General features: G+C 38.7%; 22 protein-coding genes and 3 tRNA genes. 13 read left to right on the top strand and 12 right to left on the bottom strand.

Annotated features, from left to right (window positions below; all coding sequences use genetic code 11):
* The first annotated feature begins 1 nt into the window (after nucleotide 1).
* On the top strand, nucleotides 2-1,390 hold the full coding sequence (locus FCR2A7T_RS00635; protein WP_023569325.1) for a dipeptidase: 1,389 nt from the start codon (nucleotides 2-4) through the stop codon (nucleotides 1,388-1,390).
* Between the two features lie 260 nt (nucleotides 1,391-1,650).
* Here FCR2A7T_RS00635 and FCR2A7T_RS00630 read toward each other — a convergent pair whose 3' ends face one another.
* Complete coding sequence (locus FCR2A7T_RS00630; RefSeq protein WP_144680558.1) at nucleotides 1,651-2,481, bottom strand: hypothetical protein; 831 nt, start codon at nucleotides 2,479-2,481, stop codon at nucleotides 1,651-1,653.
* A 295-nt stretch (nucleotides 2,482-2,776) separates the two neighbouring features.
* Between FCR2A7T_RS00630 and FCR2A7T_RS00625 the strand changes: the two genes are divergently transcribed.
* Together FCR2A7T_RS00625 and FCR2A7T_RS00620 are read left to right on the top strand one after the other, a co-directional pair.
* Nucleotides 2,777-3,877: a DUF4407 domain-containing protein gene (locus FCR2A7T_RS00625; RefSeq protein WP_035116954.1), complete on the top strand. Its 1,101-nt coding sequence runs from the start codon at nucleotides 2,777-2,779 to the stop codon at nucleotides 3,875-3,877.
* A 176-nt stretch (nucleotides 3,878-4,053) separates the two neighbouring features.
* The gene (locus FCR2A7T_RS00620; protein WP_035116753.1) at nucleotides 4,054-6,357 is read left to right on the top strand and encodes a TonB-dependent receptor; all 2,304 of its coding nucleotides are present in this window, start codon (nucleotides 4,054-4,056) and stop codon (nucleotides 6,355-6,357) included.
* Nucleotides 6,358-6,436: 79 nt separating this feature from the next.
* Here FCR2A7T_RS00620 and FCR2A7T_RS00615 read toward each other — a convergent pair whose 3' ends face one another.
* From FCR2A7T_RS00615 to ruvC, 5 genes are all read right to left on the bottom strand, one after another.
* Nucleotides 6,437-7,153 (bottom strand): PH domain-containing protein, encoded by a 717-nt coding sequence (locus tag FCR2A7T_RS00615; RefSeq protein WP_023569321.1) that lies wholly within the window; start codon nucleotides 7,151-7,153, stop codon nucleotides 6,437-6,439.
* Nucleotides 7,154-7,207: 54 nt separating this feature from the next.
* Nucleotides 7,208-7,573, bottom strand: coding sequence for an MmcQ/YjbR family DNA-binding protein (locus FCR2A7T_RS00610; RefSeq protein ID WP_023569320.1), 366 nt, complete (start codon nucleotides 7,571-7,573; stop codon nucleotides 7,208-7,210).
* Between the two features lie 2 nt (nucleotides 7,574-7,575).
* Nucleotides 7,576-8,343 (bottom strand): cyclase family protein, encoded by a 768-nt coding sequence (locus FCR2A7T_RS00605; protein WP_023569319.1) that lies wholly within the window; start codon nucleotides 8,341-8,343, stop codon nucleotides 7,576-7,578.
* Nucleotides 8,344-8,430: 87 nt separating this feature from the next.
* The gene (hemW, locus tag FCR2A7T_RS00600; protein WP_035116750.1) at nucleotides 8,431-9,594 is read right to left on the bottom strand and encodes a radical SAM family heme chaperone HemW; all 1,164 of its coding nucleotides are present in this window, start codon (nucleotides 9,592-9,594) and stop codon (nucleotides 8,431-8,433) included.
* 64 nt (nucleotides 9,595-9,658) lie between these two features.
* The gene (ruvC, locus tag FCR2A7T_RS00595) at nucleotides 9,659-10,213 is read right to left on the bottom strand and encodes a crossover junction endodeoxyribonuclease RuvC (protein WP_035116952.1); all 555 of its coding nucleotides are present in this window, start codon (nucleotides 10,211-10,213) and stop codon (nucleotides 9,659-9,661) included.
* 23 nt (nucleotides 10,214-10,236) lie between these two features.
* Between ruvC and FCR2A7T_RS00590 the strand changes: the two genes are divergently transcribed.
* Nucleotides 10,237-11,181: a lysylphosphatidylglycerol synthase domain-containing protein gene (locus FCR2A7T_RS00590; RefSeq protein ID WP_035116748.1), complete on the top strand. Its 945-nt coding sequence runs from the start codon at nucleotides 10,237-10,239 to the stop codon at nucleotides 11,179-11,181.
* Entirely contained in the window at nucleotides 11,169-12,299 is a 1,131-nt protein-coding gene (locus FCR2A7T_RS00585) for a glycosyltransferase family 2 protein (RefSeq protein ID WP_023569316.1), read from the top strand. Before FCR2A7T_RS00590 ends, FCR2A7T_RS00585 begins: the two co-directional genes overlap by 13 nt.
* Here the strand turns inward: FCR2A7T_RS00585 and FCR2A7T_RS00580 are convergent, their stop codons facing one another.
* A complete protein-coding gene (locus tag FCR2A7T_RS00580) occupies nucleotides 12,300-12,782 on the bottom strand; it encodes a hypothetical protein (RefSeq protein ID WP_023569315.1) in 483 nt (160 codons plus the stop codon).
* A 42-nt stretch (nucleotides 12,783-12,824) separates the two neighbouring features.
* On the opposite strand from FCR2A7T_RS00580, the gene FCR2A7T_RS00575 reads away from it, so the two are divergent.
* Nucleotides 12,825-13,325: a DUF456 domain-containing protein gene (locus FCR2A7T_RS00575; protein WP_023569314.1), complete on the top strand. Its 501-nt coding sequence runs from the start codon at nucleotides 12,825-12,827 to the stop codon at nucleotides 13,323-13,325.
* On the opposite strand, the gene FCR2A7T_RS00570 is transcribed toward FCR2A7T_RS00575, so the two are convergent.
* The 4 genes from FCR2A7T_RS00570 to FCR2A7T_RS00555 form a co-directional block, all read right to left on the bottom strand.
* Nucleotides 13,322-14,179, bottom strand: a complete 858-nt coding sequence (locus FCR2A7T_RS00570) for a DMT family transporter (protein WP_023569313.1) — start codon at nucleotides 14,177-14,179, stop codon at nucleotides 13,322-13,324. The genes FCR2A7T_RS00575 and FCR2A7T_RS00570 overlap by 4 nt on opposite strands.
* A 70-nt stretch (nucleotides 14,180-14,249) precedes the next feature.
* Nucleotides 14,250-14,326: transfer RNA gene (locus FCR2A7T_RS00565), tRNA-Asp, on the bottom strand.
* 271 nt (nucleotides 14,327-14,597) lie between these two features.
* Nucleotides 14,598-14,674: transfer RNA gene (locus tag FCR2A7T_RS00560), tRNA-Asp, on the bottom strand.
* Nucleotides 14,675-14,760: 86 nt separating this feature from the next.
* Entirely contained in the window at nucleotides 14,761-15,687 is a 927-nt protein-coding gene (locus tag FCR2A7T_RS00555; RefSeq protein ID WP_023569312.1) for a DUF58 domain-containing protein, read from the bottom strand.
* A gap of 77 nt (nucleotides 15,688-15,764) precedes the next feature.
* On the opposite strand from FCR2A7T_RS00555, the gene FCR2A7T_RS00550 reads away from it, so the two are divergent.
* Complete coding sequence (locus FCR2A7T_RS00550; protein ID WP_035116951.1) at nucleotides 15,765-16,127, top strand: nuclear transport factor 2 family protein; 363 nt, start codon at nucleotides 15,765-15,767, stop codon at nucleotides 16,125-16,127.
* Nucleotides 16,128-16,167: 40 nt separating this feature from the next.
* Nucleotides 16,168-17,934: a DUF885 domain-containing protein gene (locus FCR2A7T_RS00545; protein ID WP_023569310.1), complete on the top strand. Its 1,767-nt coding sequence runs from the start codon at nucleotides 16,168-16,170 to the stop codon at nucleotides 17,932-17,934.
* 90 nt (nucleotides 17,935-18,024) lie between these two features.
* Here FCR2A7T_RS00545 and FCR2A7T_RS00540 read toward each other — a convergent pair.
* Nucleotides 18,025-18,097 (bottom strand) — tRNA-Phe (locus FCR2A7T_RS00540).
* Nucleotides 18,098-18,227: 130 nt separating this feature from the next.
* On the opposite strand from FCR2A7T_RS00540, the gene FCR2A7T_RS00535 reads away from it, so the two are divergent.
* The 5 genes from FCR2A7T_RS00535 (at nucleotide 18,228) to FCR2A7T_RS00520 (ending at nucleotide 23,177) form a co-directional block, all read left to right on the top strand.
* Nucleotides 18,228-18,962 carry a type III pantothenate kinase gene (locus FCR2A7T_RS00535; RefSeq protein ID WP_035116949.1) on the top strand — a complete coding sequence of 245 codons (735 nt, stop codon included), beginning with the start codon at nucleotides 18,228-18,230 and terminating at the stop codon, nucleotides 18,960-18,962.
* On the top strand, nucleotides 18,955-20,217 hold the full coding sequence (locus tag FCR2A7T_RS00530; RefSeq protein ID WP_035116744.1) for a hypothetical protein: 1,263 nt from the start codon (nucleotides 18,955-18,957) through the stop codon (nucleotides 20,215-20,217). Before FCR2A7T_RS00535 ends, FCR2A7T_RS00530 begins: the two co-directional genes overlap by 8 nt.
* Before the next feature lie 14 nt (nucleotides 20,218-20,231).
* The gene (gene lptC, locus FCR2A7T_RS00525) at nucleotides 20,232-20,789 is read left to right on the top strand and encodes an LPS export ABC transporter periplasmic protein LptC (RefSeq protein WP_023569307.1); all 558 of its coding nucleotides are present in this window, start codon (nucleotides 20,232-20,234) and stop codon (nucleotides 20,787-20,789) included.
* Nucleotides 20,790-20,792: 3 nt separating this feature from the next.
* A complete protein-coding gene (locus tag FCR2A7T_RS15155) occupies nucleotides 20,793-20,969 on the top strand; it encodes a hypothetical protein (RefSeq protein WP_023569306.1) in 177 nt (58 codons plus the stop codon).
* A gap of 105 nt (nucleotides 20,970-21,074) precedes the next feature.
* Entirely contained in the window at nucleotides 21,075-23,177 is a 2,103-nt protein-coding gene (locus tag FCR2A7T_RS00520; RefSeq protein WP_023569305.1) for a peptidylprolyl isomerase, read from the top strand.
* Nucleotides 23,178-23,215: the final 38 nt, after the last annotated feature.

Below are 23,215 nucleotides of genomic sequence, written 5' to 3'. Positions count from 1 at the left end.
AATGGACAATATTAAACAGTACGTTCAGCAAAACAAAGAACGTTTTCTTAATGAGTTAATTGAATTATTAAAAATCCCTTCCGTAAGTGCCGACAGTGCTTTCACTCAGGATGTTATTGATACTGCAGCTGCTGTAAAAGCAAGCCTTGAAAAAGCTGGTTGCGATTTTGTCGAGCTTTGCGAAACACCGGGCTACCCAATCGTTTACGGGGAAAAGATAATCGATCCGGCTTTGCCAACCGTTCTGGTATATGGGCATTATGACGTCCAACCGGCCGATCCCATTGAATTATGGACTTCACCACCGTTTGAACCGGTAATCAAAGCTACCGAATTACATCCCGAAGGCGCTATTTTCGCACGTGGCGCGTGTGACGACAAAGGACAGATGTACATGCACGTAAAAGCGTTCGAGTACATGATTCAGAACAACTGTTTGCCTTGTAACGTGAAATTCATGATTGAAGGAGAAGAGGAAGTAGGTTCGTCCAGTTTAGGATGGTTCGTGGAACGCAATCAGGAAAAACTGAAAAACGACGTGATTTTGATTTCCGATACGGGAATGATTTCCAACCAACAACCTTCTATTACTACAGGTTTACGTGGTTTGAGTTATGTGGAAGTGGAAGTTACCGGACCGAATCGCGATTTACACTCAGGATTATACGGAGGTGCTGTGGCAAATCCTATTAATATATTGACCAAAATGATCGCTTCGTTGCACGACGAAAACAATCATATTACCATTCCGGGATTCTATGATAACGTAGAAGAACTTTCTACGGAAGAAAGAGCCGAAATGGGCAAACGTCCGTTTTCGGAAGAAGCATATAAAAAAGCGCTGGATATCGAAGAAGTTTATGGAGAAAAAGGCTATACTACTAACGAAAGAAATTCCATCCGACCTACTTTAGATGTAAACGGAATTTGGGGCGGTTATACCGGTGAAGGGGCAAAAACGGTTATCGCAAGCAAAGCATTCGCTAAAATTTCGATGCGTTTGGTGCCAAATCAGGATTGGGAAGAAATCACAAAATTGTTTACCAAACACTTTGAAAGCATTGCGCCAAAATCGGTGAAAGTGGTTGTAAAACCGCACCATGGCGGACAAGGTTATGTAACTCCGATTGACTCAATTGGATATCAAGCGGCTTCCAAAGCATATGCCGATACGTTTGGTGTACAACCCATTCCGGTGCGTTCCGGAGGAAGTATTCCAATTGTAGCCTTGTTTGAAAAAGAATTAAAATCAAAAACGATCATGATGGGCTTCGGTTTGGACAGCGACGCGATTCACTCGCCAAATGAGCATTTCGGAGTATTCAATTATCTGAAAGGCATCGAAACCATTCCGTTGTTCTACAAATATTTCGTGGAACTTTCTAAATAATACAATCATAAACAATACAAAATCCGTCACCAATACAGTGGCGGATTTTTTTTTGGCGTTTCCTTCGGTCGGGCTTTCGGCTTTATCTTTTATTCCGTTACCACTCCATGAAAGGATACCGCCTCTATCCCTAACGCAATCGGTTCACAATAGAGGCAATAATCTTGAAAAGACAAATTTTAATCAAAAACCACAGCTGTAAAAGTTGTGGCTTTCGGTTTTAATAATAAAGGTTCGGAATTAATCCTCGGCTTGTTAAATTATTTAGGCATTACCTGTTTGTACAATTCGGGAACGGACTGGTAAATGAAATCCCCATGCTGACCGGTAAAATACTTACCCATTTTTTTATTGAATTCCTCGCGGCCTTTTTCATCTTTCCATTTGGCTTTAAACAACTCGTCGTCTTTTTTCCAGGCATTTTCAACATCGGCTAAATTGTCCACTACAAAAACTTCCACAAATTCCATGTTGTTGGAGCCCCACGCATGATTGTAAGCGTAATAGGCTTTCACAACATCGTTTTTCATGGTAAGGTTGTCGAATAATTGTTTGTTTAAATCATCAAATTCTTTGTCGGTACCGTCTTTCGGAGTGTCAAAAATACTTTTACGCACATAATAGACCATCGGTTTGTCGGGTGCTTTTGCCATGCGTTTACGATCGCCATACGTCACGTAGATTTCATCGGAATGTCTGGGTTTGTAGAACATGCTTCTTTTTTCATAAAATGCTTTTCTGGCTTTTTCATCGAGCCAGGCTTGTTTTACCAATTCCTGATTTTTGTTCCAGGCTTTTTCAATCGCATCCCAGTTTTCGTAAACGTTTACAAAGACAATCTCACCATTGTTTGCGGTATAATAGTGGTTCAAAACATTATAGCCCACAATGAACTCGTTCTTTTTAATCACTTTTTCGAGATATTCTTTCTCCAACGCCAACCAATCCGCAGCTTTAGCTTCTTTGTTCTCAAAATTTCTGTAGGTGGTGGTAACCGTTAAGTAATACATTTTTTCCTGTGCTGAAAGAAAAGCGTGTTGCAGAAAAAAAAACAAAATTAGGACGTAAAATTTGTAATGGACAGTTTTCATAATTTCAAAATTTATGTTGATGAATAAATAAAAATTCAATTTTGAAATCTGAGGCGGTGTGGATTTTGAAAACTATGCGGTATTTGATACAAATTTACAATTATTTTAACACAAATACCTGATTGTCAATAAAATATATCGACGAACTACCGTTCTTGCTGTCAAATTAAAAGCAAGGTAAAATAAATGGCTGGTTTACAACAAAATATAAAATTTGGCGTTAAATTTGCTACATCATCAATCAACCTGTGGCGCAGCCGAACTGTTTGGAGCGCCGCGGAAAAAAATCATCATCATGTTAAAACGTTTTTTTATTCTGTGCTCCGGCGCAGACAAAGACCTGATCTACTCCTGTTCCAATGGCGAACAAAACAAGTACGCAGGCATTGGAGCCACTGTTTTCTTTACGGCGGTTATGGCTTTTATCGCCAGTGCGTATGCTCTTTTTACGGTTTTCGACAGCGTTTATCCGGCCTTGCTTTTCGGAATCGTTTGGGGACTACTAATTTTTAATCTCGACCGTTTTATTGTTTCCACCATCCGCAAACGTGAGAATTTTTGGGGAGAACTTATTCAGGCGTCACCGCGAATTGTTCTGGCTATGATTATTGCCGTCGTGATTTCAAAACCGTTGGAAATCAAAATTTTCGAAAAGGAAATCAATACGGTATTACTGAAAGAAAAGAATGAAATGGCCATTGCCAATAAAAATCAGGTAACCAATTATTTCAAAGGCGATGTGACGAAAAACCAATCGGAAATCGATAGCATTAAATCGAATATCAACGCGAAAGAGAAAGAAGTGGCCGATTTGTACCAATCCTACATTACAGAAGCCGAAGGATCCGCCGGGACCAAAAAAATGGGAAAAGGCCCTATTTATAAAGAAAAACGCGAAGCACATGATTTGGCGCTAAAACAATTGGATTCCTTAAAAGCCAATTCTGCGAAAACCATTACCGAAAAAGAAGCGCGGGCCAAAACCCTGCAAACCGATTTGGATAAAAAAGTAGCCGATTCAAAAACTATTATAGACAGTTTCGACGGATTGATGGCACGCATCAACGCCTTGGGTAAATTGCCCTGGCTGCCTTCATTCTTTATCATGCTGTTGTTTTTAGCAATTGAAACTTCGCCCATTATCGCCAAATTACTGTCGCCAAAAGGGGAATACGATTTCAAACTCGAAGATACTGAAACGGCATTACGAACCCATATCGAACAGAACAATTACCAACGTAATCTTCAGAAACAAACCGATGCCTCTATTTACGACAAGGTATATGAAGACATTCGGGACGACAAAGAAATTTATGATTACAAACGGAAAGCCGCTTCCGAACTGCTGAAATTACAATCGGATGCTTATGTGGAAAAACAGAAAAGTGTCATGTAACTGCATTTAAGACAAAGGAAAAGGGATAAGTCATTAAAACGATTTATCCCTTTTTTAATCTGTAAGAATTACTTTTATTCTTTGACGAGGTCTGTCATATAATTATGTTTTTTATTGAATAAAATGAAAAAAAAGTAACGGTTTTTTAAAAAAACAATACTTTTGCGACGTAATTAATGAACTTAACCTTAGATATGCGCTCACTTTTTTACATTATTATTGGTTTGATTTTTCAGATGACCAATGCACAAACCTTAAAAGGTAAAATTTCAGATGTAAACACCAACCAGCCTTTAGTTCATGCCAGTGTTTTTCTTTCGGAAATCAATAAGAATGTGTTAACCAACGAAAATGGGGAGTATGCTTTTTCCAATTTAGGAAAAGGAGTTTACCATTTAAAAATCAGTCATTTGGGTTATGCAACAAGAGTCGAGAAGATTAAAATTACAAAAGGGGAGGATTTAGTTTTGGATTTTGCCTTGGAAACGCGATCGTTTAGGTTAAATGAAGTGGTAATTTCCAATGCTTTTTATAACAAACAGGATAAAAATGCCCATAAGGTTGAGGTTGTTAAAAAGAATGACTTTCAAAGAAATGGCGCCGTTACTTTAATGGACGCCTTAGAGAAAGTAGCCGGTGTTGATGCAATTACCACCGGGCCATTGGTTTCCCGACCGGTCATTCGCGGTTTGTCCGGGAATAGGGTTTTAACGGTTGTAGACGGTGTGCGATTTGAAACGCAACAGTGGGATGATGAGCATGGAATCGGCGTTAATGAGGTGGGGTTGGACCGCGTTGAAATTATAAAAGGTCCAATGAGTTTGTTGTACGGTCCCGAGGCAATGGGTGGAATTGTTCATATTGTTGGGGAGCAACCGGCTGAGGTGAATACTAAAAAAGGATACGTTACAAGTAGGTTGTTCTCCAATAACTTAGGCGCAAGCAGCGAACTAAATTTAAAGGGGGCAAAAGAAAAATACAATTGGGGTTTTAATGCCTTGGGTAGGCTATTGTCGGATTATTTTTACAACGGGTACGATTTCAGAGTGCCTAACACGCGGGTGTTAGAATACGGCGCAAAAGGGTACGTAGGTAAAAACGGAAAGTGGGGTTCTACCATATTGTCGTATCAGTTCAATAAGGCTTATTACGGAATTTTAGACGGTAAGGATATCGTAAAAAATGCAGACGGTCAAATCGTAAATATCGACAGTCTGGAAGCTGAAAAATTCCCTTTCGAAATCGAAGCGCCTTTTCATGGGGTTACCGATAATCGTTTGAATTCTAAATCAACATTTCTTTTAGGAAAATCGAAAATCGAAACAAATTTCGGCTATCAGAACAACCGTCGTACGGAGAATGAAGAGTTGAAATATGTTAAAAAAGGATACACGTATCTGGATATGCGTTTACAATCCTTAACTTACGATGTCAAATGGTATTTGCCAAACTGGTATAAGTTTTTCACCATAATCGGTACGCAGGGAATGTATCAGAACAACAAAAACATGAAAGATGCCGCTGCACAGTTAATTCCGGATGCGACAATAAACGATTTCGGCATTTTGGGAGTAACGAAATTAGATCTGGACGAACTTTCCTTTAGTTTTGGTGCCCGCTACGATACCCGACATCTGGATTCAAAACGGATCAATGCGGCCAACAGCACCACAAAAAACTTTAACAACTTGAGTTATTCTTTTGCTACATCGTATTTAATCGGGAAAAATCTGATTGCGAGAGCAAGTTTTGCTTCCGGTTACCGAACGCCGAATTTAAACGAGCTTTTCTCCTATGGCGTGAAATTGGAAAACCAACGTTTTGAAATCGGAAATGAAAATTTCACCAAAGAAACCAATAATGAATTGGATTTTAACTTGTCGTACACTTCCAAACATATTTCAATTGAGGGAGCAGTGTACAATAACATGATTAACAATTATATTTATATTGCACCGACAGGAAATTCAGTTGCCAGCAATATTGATCCGGCCAATATGGTGCCTGAATACAAATTTTACCAATCCGATGCTAGGATTTTTGGTGGAGAAGCGGGAATTGATATTCATCCCGCAACTTTGAAATGGACACATTTTGAATCGAAAATTTCGACGCTGACCGCCAAAAGAAGAGACAATGATTCGTATTTGCCAACCATGCCGGCTACAAAATTGTTCAACACGTTGAGTTTTAATTGGGAGGCTATTCGTAATTTCAGGAATTCATTTTTGAGCATCGGAACCGTAACCGCATTTAAACAAGGAAAAGTAGCTGCCAATGAGATGAAAACCAACGGTTATACTTTGCTGAATCTTTCTTTGGGAACGACATACAGAAAAACCGAATTTACACTTGCCGCTAACAATGTTTTGGATACGACCTATCTAGATCATATGTCAAGATTCCGATCGTATGAAATTATCGAGCCGGGTCTCAATATCATGTTTGGGGTCAAAATTCCAATCGATTTAACGAAATAAGGCGTTACAATTTTAGTATAGAAACAAAAAAGGGATAAGTTTTCAAATGCTTATCCCTTTTTATTTTTGTTTTCTGATGTTACATGTACTGTAAAATTTCCGCTTTAAGTTTATCGTATTCCCCCTGAAGGATTAATCCGTTATCCAAAAGTTTTTTGTAATTCTGCAATTTGGCAAACAATTCATCGCTGCTCATTTCGCTTAACTTTTTCTCAGCATTTGCTTGTTGTGGCGCTGTTTCGGTAAACGTTTCCTGAACTGCCGGAGTCGAAGGAATGATTTCGGCAAAGGAAGTTACTTCTTCGGTTTCCATTTCTTCAATTACTTCTTCCGCAACCGGAATTTCTGCTTTTGTTTCTTCTACTATAGGCGTTGAAGCCATTGGAGCTGCAGCTATAGGATTCTTTAATAAATCCAGTTGTTCTTTGGCGTAGGTGTATAATTTTCGGGCCTGATTTTTCGGTAAATAATCAACGGTTTGCGTTAATTCGGATTTCGTGGTAAACGTGAAATCGGCACCCAGAATACCTTCTTTTACAAACGAAGCAGCGATGTCATCCCAATCGTAATCCACAAATTCCATCGATAAACCTAAGTTTTTCGGTTTGCAAAGGATGATTCTTTTGTTGGTTACCACAACACTGTCCGGAAGAATGGTTACTGCCGGTTTTTTCTGAACGGCTATATATCCCACTTCTTCATTGGTCATTAATAAGTTTTCCAGTTTGGAAGTGATTTTTTCAATCGCTTTCGGATCCTGGTCTTCGTTTAATATTTTCTTTAAATTGTCAATCATGATATGTTGTAAATAATTTTATCGTCTATTTGGCTGCAAAAGTAATGCCTATTTTTAAGATTCGGCTATTTCCTGCTGTTGTTTTTTAGTTAAACTCTTAAAAACCAAGTCGTACGAATGGTCGATGAGCTCTTTTACAAATACATCAGGAACCGAACCGTTAATTTTTATAGTATTCCAATGTATTTTACTCATATGATAACCGGGCTGAATATCGTCATATTGTCCGCGCAATTCCAAAGCCCATTCGGGATCACATTTCAAGTTGGCCGATGGGGTTCCGTTTTCCCATTCCTGTAACGAAGATAAGGCAAACATTTTTCCGCCGACTTTAAATACCAGGGTGTCTTCATCGAAAGGAAAATGTTCAGTAACCCCTTTTTTGTTCAGGCAATAATCGTAATATACGTCAATAGTCATATTTACAGAATTTTATATAAAACCGGTTTACTCGGACTCGCGTCATTCTCAAACGAAGCGATTTGTAAATTTAGCATATAACTTCCGTCCAAAATGGCATCGGAGACAAAAATCAATTCGGTAATCGTGCAATTCAATCGTGCATCCGAATTCAGTGTATTTACGTCTTTTACATTCCAAAATGCCTTGTGCGCCAGTAATTTGCCTTCGTCGTGCTCTTTGTCCACACTCGGTAAATCAATCAGCAAATGTTGGATTTCGCTTTCGCGGATGTAAGTCGCCGCTTCTTCCAAAAGATAAGCCCAGTTAGTATTTGAGTATTTTTTTGATCTTTTTTCATCTAAATTCGGTAATGTTCGGATGATAATGGCCTCAGGAGATTTTCCTTCTAAAGCGTTTTCAATTTGCGATTTGGTAATGACAAAATCTTCTCCTTGCGCTTCCGGAACCACCGAAATCACCTCCGCCGTAAAGAAAAACTGTTTCAAACATTGGTTGATACTGTAAAAATCGCGGGTAATATGTCCCAGACATTCCGTGTGCGTACCGTGCCCGTGCGGATTGAAAAAAATATTGTTGAAATTCGTAGACGAACTGCCTTCGGAAACTTTTCCCACCCAATCGCCAAAACGTACCGGTTCGATTTCCGGTTTTTCGATGTACCAGGCAATCGGGTTTTCGTCGGTATTGGTTAATGGAATCGAGATGTCTAACGGTTTTGACAGGTCGATTTTGAATTCATTATTCTGATGATTGATGATTGTTATCATAAATGGAACGCGGATTTTACGAATATTCTAACGCGGATTTAAACAGATTTATCAGCGCTGCGAAGCATCCGTAAAATCTGCGTTCTGTTATTCCTCCAAATTTAACCAAAATAAATCGGAAGCAATTCCGTCGCAAAAGAATTTTCCTTTTTTGGTGGTTCGAAGGATGTTGTTTTCAACTATAAGTTTTTCATCGTCGAGATAACGTTTAGCGTTTTGAAGCAAATACTGCAACATATTTTCACCGAATTCCGTTGCTATCCGATCTAACGAAACGCCCCAAACGGTACGTAATCCGGTCATGATGTATTCGTTGTAGCGGTCGGTTTCGGTTAACGTTTCCGTTTCATTGGGTAGTTTGTTTTCGGCTAAAGATTTAATGTAAATACTGTTGTTGGCGATATTCCAGCTTCGGTTTTTGCCGTCATAACTGTGTGCCGACGGACCAATGCCTAAGTATTTTTTTCCGAGCCAATAGGCTGAATTATTTTTAGAGAAATAGTCCGGTTTTCCGAAATTCGACAATTCATAATGCACAAATCCGTTGGTTTCAAGGGTGTCGACTAACATCAGGAATTGTTCGTGTGTCACTGCATCATCCGGTTGTGGTACAACACCTTGTTGGATGAATTTTTGTAGGGCGGTTTTCGGTTCGACCGTCAAGGCATAACTCGAAATGTGCGGAATGTTCAGATCCAGAACGGTTTGGATATTTTGCAACCAACGTTCGTTGTTCATTCCGGGCGTTCCGTAAATCAAATCCACCGAAATATTATCGAAGTATTTTGTGGCGATTTCCAATGATTTTTTGGCTTCTGCCGAATTGTGGGCACGGTTCATCAGTTTTAAATCTTCTTCAAAAAACGACTGAATTCCAATACTCAACCGGTTAATTTTAGTTTGGGAAAGTTCGATGATTCGTACTTCGGATAAATCATCGGGATTAGCTTCCATAGTAATTTCCGGATTTTCGCTGACGTTGTAATTGTTGTATACTTCATCAATCAACAGCTGCAAATCGGAAACCGCTAAAATACTCGGAGTACCCCCGCCGAAATAAATGGTTCCCACGGTTTGCTTCGCCTGTTCGCTTTCGCTCGGGTCATTTTCAAATTCACTTTTGCGCAGACGGATTTCTTTCGCCAAAGCCAAAACCATTTCGTCTTTCTTCTTCAGTGAAGTCGAAAAATGAAAATCGCAATAGTGACACGCCTGCTTACAAAAGGGAATATGGATGTAGATACCGCTCATATTTAGTTATCAGTGATCAGTAGTTAGTGGTCAGAATTGCTTACTGATCACAGATTGCTGAACACTATTTTTTTATTCTGTTTTCATTCTGCTTCACAAAAGCATCCCAACCGGAATAACTTTTGCCGACTTCTACGCGTCCCGAATTGAAAAAATGACAAACTGCTGCTGCCAATCCATCGGTTGAATCTAAATTTTTAGGCAATTCTTTTAAGCTTAAAAGTTGTTGCAACATTTTGGCCACCTGTTCTTTGCTGGCGTTTCCGTTTCCGGTGATGGCCATTTTGATTTTCTTGGGTTCGTATTCGGTAATCGGAATCCCGCGGGATAAACCTGCCGCCATCGCCACACCTTGCGCACGTCCTAATTTCAGCATCGACTGTACGTTTTTGCCGAAGAACGGCGCTTCAATCGCAATTTCATCGGGATGATGGGTTTCAATTAACTCGATGGTGCGTTCAAAAATACGTTTCAATCGCATGTAATGATCGTCCATTTTATTGAGCTGTAATTCATTAAGTTGAATGAATTCCATTTTCTTGTTGACGACTTTTATCAGACCGAAACCCATAATGGTCGTTCCGGGGTCAATTCCTAATATGATGCGCTCGTTTGCCAATTTTAATTTGTTATTTTGCACAGATGATTTCTATACCCCACAAAGCTAAACAATTCCTCGTTCTTCTGATCAAACTTTTGGTTGTAGGCGGCGCATTTTATTTTATTTACAATCAACTGGCGCATAACGACAAGCTCGATTGGGATAAATTTCGAAATTTAGTACAGGAAAAACAGTCGTTTGCTAACATCGCTTTTATTTTATTTCTGACGTTTTTAAACCGTTTTCTGGAAATTTTAAAATGGCAGAATCTGGTGGGAGTCATCCGGAAAATAAGGCTGGGAGAAGCTTCGAAGCAGGTTTTAGGAGCGCTAACGGCTGGATTGTTTACGCCAAACGGAATCGGGGAATATGCCGGGAAAGCTTTGTTTTTTGAGAAATCGCAAGCCAAAAAAATCGTTTTCCTGAATTTGATCTGCAACGGAATCCAAATGATACTCACCATAGTTTTTGGAATTTTCGGGTTGCTGTATTTCAATGCCCAATTCGAGATCATTACCACTACTATGGTCGGAATTCTTTTCGGAGGACTCACGATACTGGTGTTAGTTTTATTTTTCACCAAAAAAATCAGCATCAAAGGCTATTCGGTTGAAAAGCTCATTCACAAAATCAACGAAATTCCGAAATGCATTCATCAGAAAAACATTTTGTTGGCGATTGGTCGTTATTTGGTTTTTTCGCATCAATATTATTTCCTATTTTTAATTTTCGATGTGGAAATTCCGTACTTTTTGTTAATGGCTGCCATTACGAGCGTTTATTTTTTAGCGTCTTCCTTGCCAACGTTTCAGTTTTTGGATTTTGCGGTAAAAGGAAGTGTGGCGGTTTATTTCTTCGGATTGTTGGGTGTGAACGAATGGATTGTGGTGTTCATCAGTACGCTGATGTGGTTTTTGAATGTGGTTATTCCGGTATTTATCGGTAGTTATTTTGTTTTAAATTTTAAAGCGCAATGGAAATCGTAAACTTACTTTTCGTATTGATTTTTATCAATTATGTCTTTTTTATCGGATTGTTGATTTGGGGTTTTTCAAAAGTGAAATCATTTCAACAGACGGATTCCGGAAACAAAATCGGATTTTCCATAGTAATCCCATTTCGCAATGAAGAGCACAATTTACCGGACTTATTAGAATCATTGACAAAACTGAATTATCCGAAAGAGCATTTTGAAATTATCTTTGTCGACGATGCTTCAAAAGACAATTCCGCCCGTGTGATTAACAATTGGCGCATGGAAAATCCGTGGATTCATCTGACGATTCTCGACAATGTCCGTATTTCCAAATCACCCAAAAAAGACGCAATAACCCGCGCGGTGATGATTGCCAAACATCCGTGGATAATTACCACCGATGCCGATTGTGTGGTGCAACCCGAATGGCTTTCGGTATACGATGCTTATATTAAGGTGAATGCATCAGCTGAAATGATTGCCGGAGCGGTAAAATTTCCAACGAAAGGATTTTTGCTTTCCCATTTTCAGCAGATGGATATGCTGAGTCTGCAAGGAGCGAGCATCGGAAGTTTTGGTCTGGAAGAGGCTTTTATGTGTAACGGTGCGAATTTTGCTTATACCAAAACGTTATTTTCGGATTTGAAAGGCTTCCATGGGAACAATCATATTGCCAGTGGTGATGATGTTTTCTTGTTGCAGAAAGCAATTGCTAATTTCCCTGAGAAAGTCCGTTATCTGAAAAATCAGGAAGCGATTGTAACTACAAAACCAGAAAAAAGCTGGCTCAAATTATTCAAACAAAGGGTGCGTTGGGCTTCAAAGGCAACGGCTTATGAAAGTGATTTCGCCAAAGGATTGGCCATTTTGGTTTTTCTGGCAAATTTCACACTGCTTTGCGGATTAGTACTTTCGTTTTTTAATCTGATGCAGATTCAATTCCTTATAACATTGCTTTTTGTAAAATTTATAGTCGATTTCATATTGATGTATCAGGCCAACCGATTTTTGAAAATGCGCATGTATTCCGTGGTGGTAAGCAGTCTGATTTATCCTTTTTTTAGTACGCTTGTTGCGTTGTACTCTTTGATTGGTGGTTTTGAATGGAAGCGCGAGAATATTAGATAACTATTCCGTTTTTAAAATAACCGGTAGTACAAATTGTGTTTTCACCGGAATTCCGCGTTTTATGGCCGGATTGACTTTTGGAAAATCAACTAATCTGGTGTGTAAAATACTGTCGATTTTAATTTTGTCGTACGCCACGCTGTCTTTTGGGAATTGCGGTTCAAATTCCAATCGCGCATCCGGGAAAACCGTTACTTTTACTTCAATGGTATCGATTTCGGGATATAAAATGGCCAAAGTGTCGACGCTTAATTTCTCCTGAATGGTTTGGGTCAGGTATTCGAAAAAACATTGTTTGCGTTGGGCTTCGTCGGTAATTACCTCACAAGCATCAATACTTGGAAATGCATCTACTTTTTTCCAGTCGATTTTCTGAAGTTCTTTTTGCAGTAATTCGTCTTCAGACGGTGCTTTCTTGTCGAAGAACTGACAGGAAGAAACCGCTAAGGAAAAGAAAAAGAATACCAAAAGTTTTTTCGACATCGTAAAAGTGTAATTTTAAGTGCCAAAAATAGTAAAAAAAAGATGGAATATTTTTTATTAATTACCGGGTTCGTTTTTATGGCGGTTGGGATTTTAGGAAGTTTTCTTCCGGTATTGCCCGGACCGCCCATCAGTTGGGCTGGTTTACTGTTGCTCTATCTTACGAAAGCGGTTCCTGAAGATTATTGGGTTTTGGGAATTACACTTGGGATTGCGGTCGTTGTTGCGATTTTGGATTACGTTATTCCTGCAAAAGGAACAAAACGTTTTGGAGGCAGTTCCTATGGTGTTTGGGGAACCAACATCGGATTGATAATCGGGTTGATTGCGCCGATTCCTTTTGGGGTAATTGTTGGTCCGTTTGTGGGGGCTTTCATTGGTGAGTTGATTTACGACAGTCAGGATCATAAACGTGCTGTAAAAGCGGCAACGGGTTCTTTCGTGGGGTTTTTAGCCTCCACTTTTATGAAATTTGTGGTTTGTGTGATTTATTTCGGAGTATTTCTGATGAAAGTTTGGGAATACCGAAGCTCGTGGTTTTAGGGTAACTTTTTTTTGTAGAACGTAATCCGGATTCCTAATAAAATGATTGCTCCTCCGATAGTCATTTGAAGCGATATGGTTTCTTTCAGAAAAAGCCATGCGAATACGGAAGTAATCAAAGCTTGGCTCAGAAGGCTCAGGGAAACTCTGTTGGCTTCCATTTTCTGGGTAGCATAGCTGATTAACGTCCAGGCAATCAGTTGGCATAAAATACCCTGAACCATTAAAACGCCCCAAACCGTAGTTGAAAATCCGTAAAAAGGCTGCTCGAATATCAAGCAAATCACAGCTAAAAATATACTTGAAACCAGCATGCTGTAAGTCATAAAACTTATGGGCTGCATCTGATTGAGTACGTATTTGCTTAACAGGATGTAAGCGGCATAAAATACTCCGGAAAGTATTCCAAAAGCGAAACCTATGTCGAATTTCAATTCATAAAAAGTTTCGTAACCAATCAAAACAATCATTCCGATGACTGCTAATGCGGCGCCCATCCAGAAATTACGGTTAGGTTTGTTCGGAAGAAAGAAAAACATGCCGAGTCCAACCCAAATTGGCGCTAAATTGGTGAGCAAAGTCGCTTGTGTCGCTGAGGATTGCTGTATGGCGATATTCCAAACGGCGATATCGCAGCCAAAACAAATGCCGCACAATACTATAATTAGCACGGTTTTTTGATTGGGTCTTTCCAGTTTCTTTCGAAAGAAAACTATCGGTAAAACAACTGCCGATGCAATAGCCATTCTGTAAAATGCAGAACTCAAACCCGAAACCGGCGTCCATTTTACCAGAATCGGGAAAACGGAAATACAGAAAATGCCGATTAGTAAAGCAAGGCGTGGGTTTTTCATGCCGTTTGTATTGAAAAAACAATGTAATTAAAATAAAAAAAGCTTCGATTTCTCGAAGCTTTTTCTTTACTGGCGGTCTGGACGGGACTCGAACCCGCGACCCCATGCGTGACAGGCATGTATTCTAACCAACTGAACTACCAAACCAGTGCTTTATTGCGTTGCAAAAGTAGGTTGAATTTTGTCGTTTTGCAATGTTTTTGCAAAGAAAAATCAATAAAAAATGTAAATGGCTGAATGTCAATTTTGAAGAACAGTGAAAAGTGTATAAATCAAAAAAGCTCTCCATAAATGGAAAGCTTTTCATTGGTCTAACTACTAAACCTGGTACTTTCGTACCTAAACAACACAACTGCTTTAAATATTTTTAAGAGGGCAAAAAAGCCTTTCTTTTCGAAAGGCTTTCTCAACTCTTTACTGGCGGTCTGGACGGGACTCGAACCCGCGACCCCATGCGTGACAGGCATGTATTCTAACCAACTGAACTACCAAACCAGTGCTTTATTGCGGATGCAAATATACAACCATTTTCAAATCCTCCAAATGTTTTATCGAAAAATTTCAAATTATTTTCAAATCAATTAGCCAAACTTTTGTTTTTCAACTAAATAGGTGGTTAGTATTTTTTCGAATTTTTCGTCAACCGAAACAGGAACGTACTTTATTTTGTACTGAGAGCAGGTATTGGCAACTTTTGCAAAATAGGCTTCGACCAATTTTTCGTAATCATTTTTTACATTCTCAGCAAAGAGGTTTACCTGTTCGCCGGTTTCCAAATCGATGAATTTACGGGGCGCATTGTCAAAATTGAAGTTGAATTCGGTTTTTTTGTCAATTACATGGAATAAAACAACCTTGTGCTTGTTGTGTTTTAAGTGCTGTAACGCTTTAAACAATCGTTCGTCATCTTCGCCCTGAAACATGTCGGTAAACAAAACAATCATTGAACGACGGTGCATTTTTTCGGCAATCTGATGCAAAAAAGTTATGGTGTCGGTGCTTTTTGAATTTTTTGGCGACTGTAAAATGCCCTCCAGTTGGTTCAAAAGCATGCGATGATGGCGATCACTTCCTTTTTCCGGCGCATAATATTCGTAAGTATCGGAGTAAATGCTCAAGCCGACCGCATCGCGTTGTTTTTTCAGTAGGTTCATCAAAACGGCGGAAGCCAGTACCGAAAATCCAATCTTGTTTTCATAGAACAATTGCCCGTCTTTCAGCTTCGGATAATGCATTGACGACGAATTATCGATTATCAGATGGCATCGTAAATTGGTTTCTTCTTCAAAACGTTTCGTGTACAAGCGGTCGGTTTTGGCGAAAAGTTTCCAGTCGATGTGTTTGGTGCTTTCTCCGGTATTGTACACTTTGTGTTCGGCAAATTCGGCAGAGAAACCATGAAACGGACTCTTGTGCATGCCTGAAATAAAACCTTCCACAATTTGGTTGGCTAGTAATTCGAGATGCTGGAAACTGGATATTTTTGCTATTTGACTGTCGATCTTCATAGTTTCAAAGATATAAAAAAGGAGTGATGTGCATTTGAAATTTATTTCCAATATTTGCCTTTATTAATATGTATACCATGAGTCCGGAAACTTTACAATCCATTGCCTTTCGTTGGTTTGAGGCGTTCAATACCAAGCAACTTGAAAAATTATTGTCGCTTTATGATGATGAAGCAGAACATTTTAGTCCGAAATTAAAAATCCGTCAGCCCGAGACCAATGGTTTGGTGGTGGGGAAAAGTGCTATGCGGGCATGGTGGCAGGATGCGTTTGATCGTTTGCCGAGTTTACATTATAAGGTAACGTCTTTAACTGCAAATACCGACAGGGTTTTTATGGAATACATTCGCCAGGTCGACGGAGAAGAAGATATGCTGGTAGCGGAAGTTTTGGAAGTCCGAGAAGGGAAAATCATTGCTTCAAGAGTGTATCACGGATAAAATCCGTAGCTTTATTAGTCAATATTCAAATAAAAAATATATGAAAAAAACACTTGTTCTTTCCTCGGCAATACTGCTTTCAGTATTATTTGTGAATTGTAAAAAAGAAGAAAAAATGGTGGATTTTAAATCGGTTACCGATGCTTATTTTAAAGAAAAAAATGCGCTTAATCCGTTGGATGCCACGTTGAATGGTCAGAACGAATATAACGATCAATTCGTCTTTGAAATGACGGATGCGTACAGAAAAAAGCAAGGTGATTTCTTTAATAAGTATGAAAAACAACTTTCCGAAATAGATACCGTTGTCCTTACTGCGGAAGAAAAAATCAGTTATCACATTATTAAATGGGAAACCGCGGTAGGTAAAGACTTGTTGAAACAAGAGGCTAACCTGATGCCAGTACACCAGTTTTGGGGCACACATTTAACGATGTCGCAATTTGCCAGCGGAAGCAGTGCGCAACCTTTTAAAACTGAAAAAGATTATCGTAATTTCTTAAAACGAATGGAAATGTATTCGGTTTGGATTGATTCGGCGATGATTTACATGGAAAAAGGTATTCAGAAGCGGATGGTGTTGCCAACGGCTTTAACCGAAAAACTAATTCCGCAGTTTGAAGAGCAGATTGTTCCGAATGTTGGAGATAATCTGTTTTATTCGACTATTAAAACAATGCCGCAATCGTTTTCGGAAGAGGTGAAAGCTTCTTTGAAATCCGAATATACGAAAACCATCAATGAGAAGCTGATGCCACAATATAAAAAGATGGCAGAGTTTTTAAAAAACAAATATTTGCCGGCTTCCAGAGCAACCAGCGGAATTGGCAGTTTGCCTAATGGAAAGGATTTATATGCGGTGTATGTGAAGCAATGGACGACCACTGATATGAAACCTTCGGATATTCATGAATTGGGATTGAAAGAAGTAGCACGCTTAAAAGCGGAAATGGAAAAGGTGAAAACTCAGGTGGGTTTTGAAGGAACAATTGTGGAGTTTTTCGATTACGTGAGAAACAAACCGGAGCTGAAGCCTTTCAAAAAGCCGGAAGAAGTGATTGCGAATTTTGAAGCGATTCATAAACGAATCAAGCCTAATGTGGATAAATTATTCTCCTTGCAGCCGAAAACACCTTTCGAAATCAGACGAACAGAAGCGTTTCGCGAAAAAACAGCCAGTGCCGAATATATTCAGGGAACGGCGGATGGAAGCAGACCCGGAATTTTTTACGTGCCGATTCCGGATGTAAAAAATTATAATTATTATGGTGATGAGGATTTGTTTCTGCACGAAGCCATTCCGGGACATCATTTTCAGATTTCGCTGCAACAGGAAAATAAAGAGTTGCCGGATTTCAGGAAATTCAACTGGTTTGGAGCTTATGGCGAAGGTTGGGCGTTGTATACAGAAAGTTTAGGCCAGGAATTAGGATTGTATGCTGATCCGTATCAATATTTCGGTATGTTAGGTAATGAAATGCACCGTGCGATTCGTTTGGTGGTCGATACCGGTTTACATGCTAAAGGTTGGACGCGCGAGCAGGCGATTAAGTATTCGTTGGAAAACGAAGCAGAAAGCGAAGCAAGCATTATTTCGGAAGTGGAGCGTTATATGGCAATTCCCGGTCAGGCTTTGTCGTATAAAATCGGACAGTTGAAAATTATGGAGTTGCGTAAAAAAGCGGAAACCCAGATGAAAGGCAAATTTGATATTAAAGTGTTTCATCAAAAAGTGTTGGAATCCGGTGTGATGCCCTTGGCACTGCTCGAAAAGAAAATAAACGATTGGATAAAAACAGGAAAATAAAAAGAAAGCCATCTCAATGAGGTGGCTTTTTTGTTTTTGGTGGAACTGTATAAAACAAAAAACCCGAATATTGCTATTCGGGTTTTAAAGTGGTGCCTCCAGGAATCGAACCAGGGACACATGGATTTTCAGTCCATTGCTCTACCAACTGAGCTAAGGCACCATTATGTCTGCTTTCGTTAAGCGTGTATTGCTTGTTGATTGCGGGTGCAAATATAGAACCATTTTTCATTTATCCAAAACAAATTTTTAAAAAAATCAATTTGTATCTTTGTTTCCACAATAAAGAAAATATGCTTTTAGCCATCGATGTGGGGAATACCCGAATTAAAGTTGCTGTTTTTGAGAAACATACCCTTTTGTTTCAGGATGTTTTTGTGAAAGAAGAAGCCCGAAAAAAAATTGAAAATATTTTTAAAAATTTTTCAGAAATAACCGAATCCGTGTTTTCATCGGTAGGAAAAATAGAGAATGATGTTCTTGAACTGCTTCAAAAATCCTCCAGATTGAATGTGATTTCCTCAGAAACCAATTTTCCTTTTGAAAATAAATATGCCACGCCCAAAACATTAGGAGTCGATCGGATGGTGCTGGCTTCCGGAGCAACGTTGCTGTATCCGAATCAAAACCGACTTATTATTGATGCCGGAACCTGCATTACCTATGATTTTGTTACGGCCGAAGATGTTTATCTCGGGGGTGCCATTTCGCCCGGATTCCGATTGCGTTATGAAGCACTTCATAATTATACCGCAAAATTACCGTTACTAACGTTAGAACAACCGGAACATTTTATAGGAAATTCAACTGATAGTTCCATTCATTCGGGAGTGGTGAACGGAATTATAAATGAAATTGAAGGGTTTATTAATCGGTATCGTGAACAATATCAAGTTTTAACAGTAATTTTAACAGGAGGTGATGCGGAATTTTTGGCTAAAAACATAAAAAACACCATATTTGCCAATTCAAATTTTCTTCTGGAAAGTTTGGAGGCTATACACCATTATACAATCGACAATGATTAAAAAGATAATTCTTGGCATTAGTTTGCTATTTTCTACTGTAATATTAGCTCAGGAAGGTACTGCTTCACCGTATTCATTTTACGGAATTGGAGATCTTAAATTTAAAGGGACCAATGAAAACAGAGCCATGGGAACTGTTGGCGTGTTTGTAGACAGTATCCACGTTAATTTGCAAAATCCCGCTTCTTATTCTTTTTTAAAATACACTTCATTAACCGTTGGAGGGAGCAATACAAAAACAACTTTTAAAACGGATTCTCAAAAAGAAACGGCAGACCGAACCTCATTGGGGTATCTTGCGGTTGGAATTCCTTTGGGAAGAGCAGGTGTCGGTTTTGGTTTAATGCCTTACACTGCTGTTGGTTATAAAGTTGCCAATACAATAGTTGATCCGGAAGATGGGTTGCCTAAATCGAAAATTTTTAAAGGTGAAGGCGGTTTGAACAAAGTGTTTTTGGGCGGTGCTTATAAAATCAATCCGAAACTAAGTATTGGAATGGATATCAACTACAGTTTTGGAGGAATAGAAACGAATTCCATTGTTTTTGTTACCGATCCTGCCATTGCTTTGGGATCCAGAACTAAAAACGAGTCAACTTACAGTGGTTTTTCAGCGACTATGGGCTTATATTATCATACAAAATTGAAAAATAACCTTGAGTGGTCGAGTTCTTTTACCTTTTCACCAAAAAGTAACTTGAAGTCGGATAACACCCGAAATGTTTCTACTGTAACATATAGTGTGACCGGAACCGAGTTTATTGGTGAAGGAACAGACATAGAAATAGCAGATTCTGAGTTTAAACTGCCATCGAAATTGTCTTTTGGTACCGCTTTCGGTAAAAGTAAAAAATGGTTTGTTGGAACAGAGTTGACCTTTCAAGGGAAAAATGATGCAGCAAGTCAAGGCAATATCCCTAATTTAGGCTATGAAGGAGCGGCTCGTTTTGCCGTGGGAGGCTTTTATATTCCGAAGTACAATTCATTTCGTAATTATTTCGACCGCATTGTGTATCGTGCGGGATTCCGTCATGAAAATACAGGTTTAGTAGTAAACAATCAGTCTGTCAGAGATACAAGTATGAGCTTTGGGTTTGGATTTCCTGTAGGAACGAGTATTTCGAACATCAATTTAGGATTTGAATATGGTAAAAGAGGTACTACAAGTAATGGGCTGATTCAGGAGAATTATTTTAATATCCACATCGGATTGTCTTTCAGCGACCGTTGGTTTGTGAAACCGAAATACGATTAATCAACTTTCTGATTATGGTAATACTTCTTAAGGATAGTTTGGTAGCATTGGTTGTAGTTTCTGCTGTGGCCCTGTTGTTTTCATGCGAAAGTAATTTTAAGGAGGTGCAACGAATCAATTCCGTGGCTTTTTCGCCTTCGGGTGAGGCTGATAATGTTGATTTGAAATATACCGATTCCGGAAAAATCAAAGCAATTTTGGTGAGTCCGAAAATGTTGGATTATTCCAATGCCAAATATCCTTTTACCGAATTTCCAAAAGGAATTCATGTAACGCTTTTTGATGAAAACCAGAAAAAAAGCTTTGTCGATTCGGATTATGCAATTACCTATGCCAAGACTGACATCATTGATTTGCAGGGTAATGTAAAAATCACTTCCTCAGACGGGAAATTACTGCAGACGGAGCAATTGTATTACGATCAGAAAAACGAATGGTTTTTTACTGAAAAACATTTTAAATATACGGATGAGGCTGGCGGCTATTTGGAAGGTCCAGGAGTCGATTTCAGTAAAGATTTCAAAGTCTTCAATATGCAGAAAAGCAGCGGAGAAGTAACCAAATTAGAATAAACAATGAAAATTTTAAGATACGTGCATTATCTGTATTTGGTAATGGCAATATTGTTCCTTTATGAGGGAATTGTTAAGATGCAACAGGATGAAAACCCGATTGTTGTTTTCCTTTTTGCCGCTGTGGCAATTTTTATGTTTTTCTTTCGAAGACATTTTTCCAATAAAATTCAGAAATAACCACAAATAATTTAAAGTAAGGGGTAAAAAACTCAGAATACTATTTTATTATTAAATAGATAATTGTATTTTCGCCCACTGAATAAAAATTTAACTAAATAAGAAATGGCAGTTTTATCAAAAATTAGACAACGTTCCATATTACTTATCGGAGTAATTGGGTTTTGTTTATTGGCATTCGTTGTTGGTGATGTGATCCAGAACGGAGGTTTTAATCAAACTTCAAGAAATGTAGGAAGCGTTAATGGCGAAGACATTTCGGCTCAGGATTTTTTACAGAAAGTTTCTGCAGCGGAGAAAAACGGTCAGGGTGTAAGTGGTACTCAGGCGGCAAATGGAGTTTGGGAACAGGAAGTTAAAAAGATTCTATTGAATGGTGAGTTTGAAAAATTAGGTTTGAAAATTGGAAAAGACCAATTGATCAACGTAATCAAACAAAATCCTAATATTGCTCAAAATCCTCAGTTTTTAAATGCAGCCGGTGTTTTTGACGTTAACAAATTCAATGAATTTTTAGCGACATTAAAAAATTCCGATTCTGAAAGATGGAATGCTTGGTTGAAAGACGAGCAAAACATTCAGGATTTTGCTTTGGAGCAAATGTACTACACTATGATTAAGTCTGGTTTGGTTACTACAAAAGTGGAAGCAAAAGCAGCTTACGCCAAAGAAAATGATAAAGTAGATTTCGACTACGTAACTGTGGCATATTCTACCATTAAAGACGATCAGGTTAAAGTTTCTGATGCTGAAATCATGGATTACATGAAAAAGAATGAGAAAAAATATAAATCTGAAAATTCAAGAGATATTGAATTCGTATTTATTGAAAATAAACCGTCTGTAGAAGATGAGGCTGAAATGAAAACTACTATCAACGGCTTATTGTCCGGAAGAGTGGTTTATAATGATAAAACAGGTAAAAACGATACCTTACCAGGTTTCAAAGCAGCTGCCAATGTAGAAGAATTTGTTAATGCAAATTCGGATATCAAATTTGATTCTACTTATATTGCTAAAAAAGATTTACCATTAGAAAATCAGGAGCAGTTATTCAATTTGCCTCAAGGTGAAGTTTTCGGTCCTTATATTTACAATGGCTACTATTGTTTGTCTAAAATGTTAGGCAGACAAGCGGGTTCAACGGCTAAGGCAAGCCATATTTTATTGTCTTACACCGGAAGTAAAGCTCCTGCTGCTGCAAAGAGAACAAAAGAAGAAGCTAAAGCAAAAGCAGAGGAATTGTTAGCTCAGGTTAAAGCGAATCCGGCTAGTTTCCCAATGTTAGCAATGGTTAATACGGATGATACCGGTTCTAAACAAAACGGTGGTTCTTACGATAATATTACCAAAGGTCAAATGGTGAAACCATTCAATGATTATCTGTTTAACAATCCTGTTGGGTCCATTGGAATTGTGGAAACAGAATTCGGGTACCATGTGATTAAAGTGGATGCAAAATACGATGCTGTTCGTTTGGCAACAATCGCCCGTAAAATCGAGCCTTCAGAAACTACTGCAGATCAAATCTACACTAAAGCGACCAAATTTGAAGCGGATGCTAACGAGAAAGATTTTGCAACTGTGGCAAAAGAAGCAAATCTGACTGTAAATCCTGCTACCGTTAAAGGTACGGATGAGTATCTTCCAGCTGTTGGAAGTCAAAGAGGGGTTGTTACTTGGGCCTTTAACAAAGGTACTAAAATTGGAGATGTTAAGAAATTTGACAATCTGCAAGGACATATTATTGCAAGACTTAAAGCAACTAACGAATCTGGTTTAATGTCTGTTGAACAGGCTAGAGGAGCAGTTGAACCTATTTTGAAAAACAAGAAAAAAGCCGAACTGATTAAAGCTAAAATGACAGGAACAACTTTAGAAGCTGTGGCTCAAAAATCAGGTGCAAGCATTATTCCTGCTGCAGGAATCGCTTTAGAAGGCGCTTCAATTCCAAATGTTGGTTCTGAACCAAAAGTTGTTGGTAAAGCTTTTGGTTTAGGAGCGGGTAAAACCTCAAAATTGATTGATGGTGAAATGGGAGTATACATGATTAGAACTAAAGCTGTGGTTAAAGCTCCTGCTTTACCAAACTATACTGCTTATGTAACTAAATTGAAGTCTCAAAACCAAGGAACTGCTTCGGGTAGAGTAATCACAGCACTTAAAAGTGCCGCAGATATTGAAGATAACAGAGTGGAATTCCAATAAAATTCTTCACACTATATAAATAAAAAACGCTCCAATTT

Source organism: Flavobacterium cauense R2A-7, from assembly GCF_000498475.1.
GTDB classification, from domain to species: Bacteria; Bacteroidota; Bacteroidia; order Flavobacteriales; family Flavobacteriaceae; genus Flavobacterium; species Flavobacterium cauense.
Note: the sequence above shows the minus strand (reverse complement) of the source record. Positions and strands in the feature narration are given on the sequence as shown.

Excerpts from the sequence above, each read along its gene's own strand:
- FCR2A7T_RS00635 (WP_023569325.1), top strand. The coding sequence starts at position 2 with ATGGACAATATTAAACAGTACGTTCAGCAAAACAAAGAACGTTTTCTT.
- FCR2A7T_RS00630 (WP_144680558.1), bottom strand. The coding sequence starts at position 2,481 with ATGAAAACTGTCCATTACAAATTTTACGTCCTAATTTTGTTTTTTTTT.
- FCR2A7T_RS00625 (WP_035116954.1), top strand. The coding sequence starts at position 2,777 with ATGTTAAAACGTTTTTTTATTCTGTGCTCCGGCGCAGACAAAGACCTG.
- FCR2A7T_RS00620 (WP_035116753.1), top strand. The coding sequence starts at position 4,054 with ATGAACTTAACCTTAGATATGCGCTCACTTTTTTACATTATTATTGGT.
- FCR2A7T_RS00615 (WP_023569321.1), bottom strand. The coding sequence starts at position 7,153 with ATGATTGACAATTTAAAGAAAATATTAAACGAAGACCAGGATCCGAAA.
- FCR2A7T_RS00610 (WP_023569320.1), bottom strand. The coding sequence starts at position 7,573 with ATGACTATTGACGTATATTACGATTATTGCCTGAACAAAAAAGGGGTT.
- FCR2A7T_RS00605 (WP_023569319.1), bottom strand. The coding sequence starts at position 8,343 with ATGATAACAATCATCAATCATCAGAATAATGAATTCAAAATCGACCTG.
- hemW (WP_035116750.1), bottom strand. The coding sequence starts at position 9,594 with ATGAGCGGTATCTACATCCATATTCCCTTTTGTAAGCAGGCGTGTCAC.
- FCR2A7T_RS00590 (WP_035116748.1), top strand. The coding sequence starts at position 10,237 with ATGATTTCTATACCCCACAAAGCTAAACAATTCCTCGTTCTTCTGATC.
- FCR2A7T_RS00585 (WP_023569316.1), top strand. The coding sequence starts at position 11,169 with ATGGAAATCGTAAACTTACTTTTCGTATTGATTTTTATCAATTATGTC.
- FCR2A7T_RS00580 (WP_023569315.1), bottom strand. The coding sequence starts at position 12,782 with ATGTCGAAAAAACTTTTGGTATTCTTTTTCTTTTCCTTAGCGGTTTCT.
- FCR2A7T_RS00575 (WP_023569314.1), top strand. The coding sequence starts at position 12,825 with ATGGAATATTTTTTATTAATTACCGGGTTCGTTTTTATGGCGGTTGGG.
- FCR2A7T_RS00570 (WP_023569313.1), bottom strand. The coding sequence starts at position 14,179 with ATGAAAAACCCACGCCTTGCTTTACTAATCGGCATTTTCTGTATTTCC.
- FCR2A7T_RS00555 (WP_023569312.1), bottom strand. The coding sequence starts at position 15,687 with ATGAAGATCGACAGTCAAATAGCAAAAATATCCAGTTTCCAGCATCTC.
- FCR2A7T_RS00550 (WP_035116951.1), top strand. The coding sequence starts at position 15,765 with ATGAGTCCGGAAACTTTACAATCCATTGCCTTTCGTTGGTTTGAGGCG.
- FCR2A7T_RS00545 (WP_023569310.1), top strand. The coding sequence starts at position 16,168 with ATGAAAAAAACACTTGTTCTTTCCTCGGCAATACTGCTTTCAGTATTA.
- FCR2A7T_RS00535 (WP_035116949.1), top strand. The coding sequence starts at position 18,228 with ATGCTTTTAGCCATCGATGTGGGGAATACCCGAATTAAAGTTGCTGTT.
- FCR2A7T_RS00530 (WP_035116744.1), top strand. The coding sequence starts at position 18,955 with ATGATTAAAAAGATAATTCTTGGCATTAGTTTGCTATTTTCTACTGTA.
- lptC (WP_023569307.1), top strand. The coding sequence starts at position 20,232 with ATGGTAATACTTCTTAAGGATAGTTTGGTAGCATTGGTTGTAGTTTCT.
- FCR2A7T_RS15155 (WP_023569306.1), top strand. The coding sequence starts at position 20,793 with ATGAAAATTTTAAGATACGTGCATTATCTGTATTTGGTAATGGCAATA.
- FCR2A7T_RS00520 (WP_023569305.1), top strand. The coding sequence starts at position 21,075 with ATGGCAGTTTTATCAAAAATTAGACAACGTTCCATATTACTTATCGGA.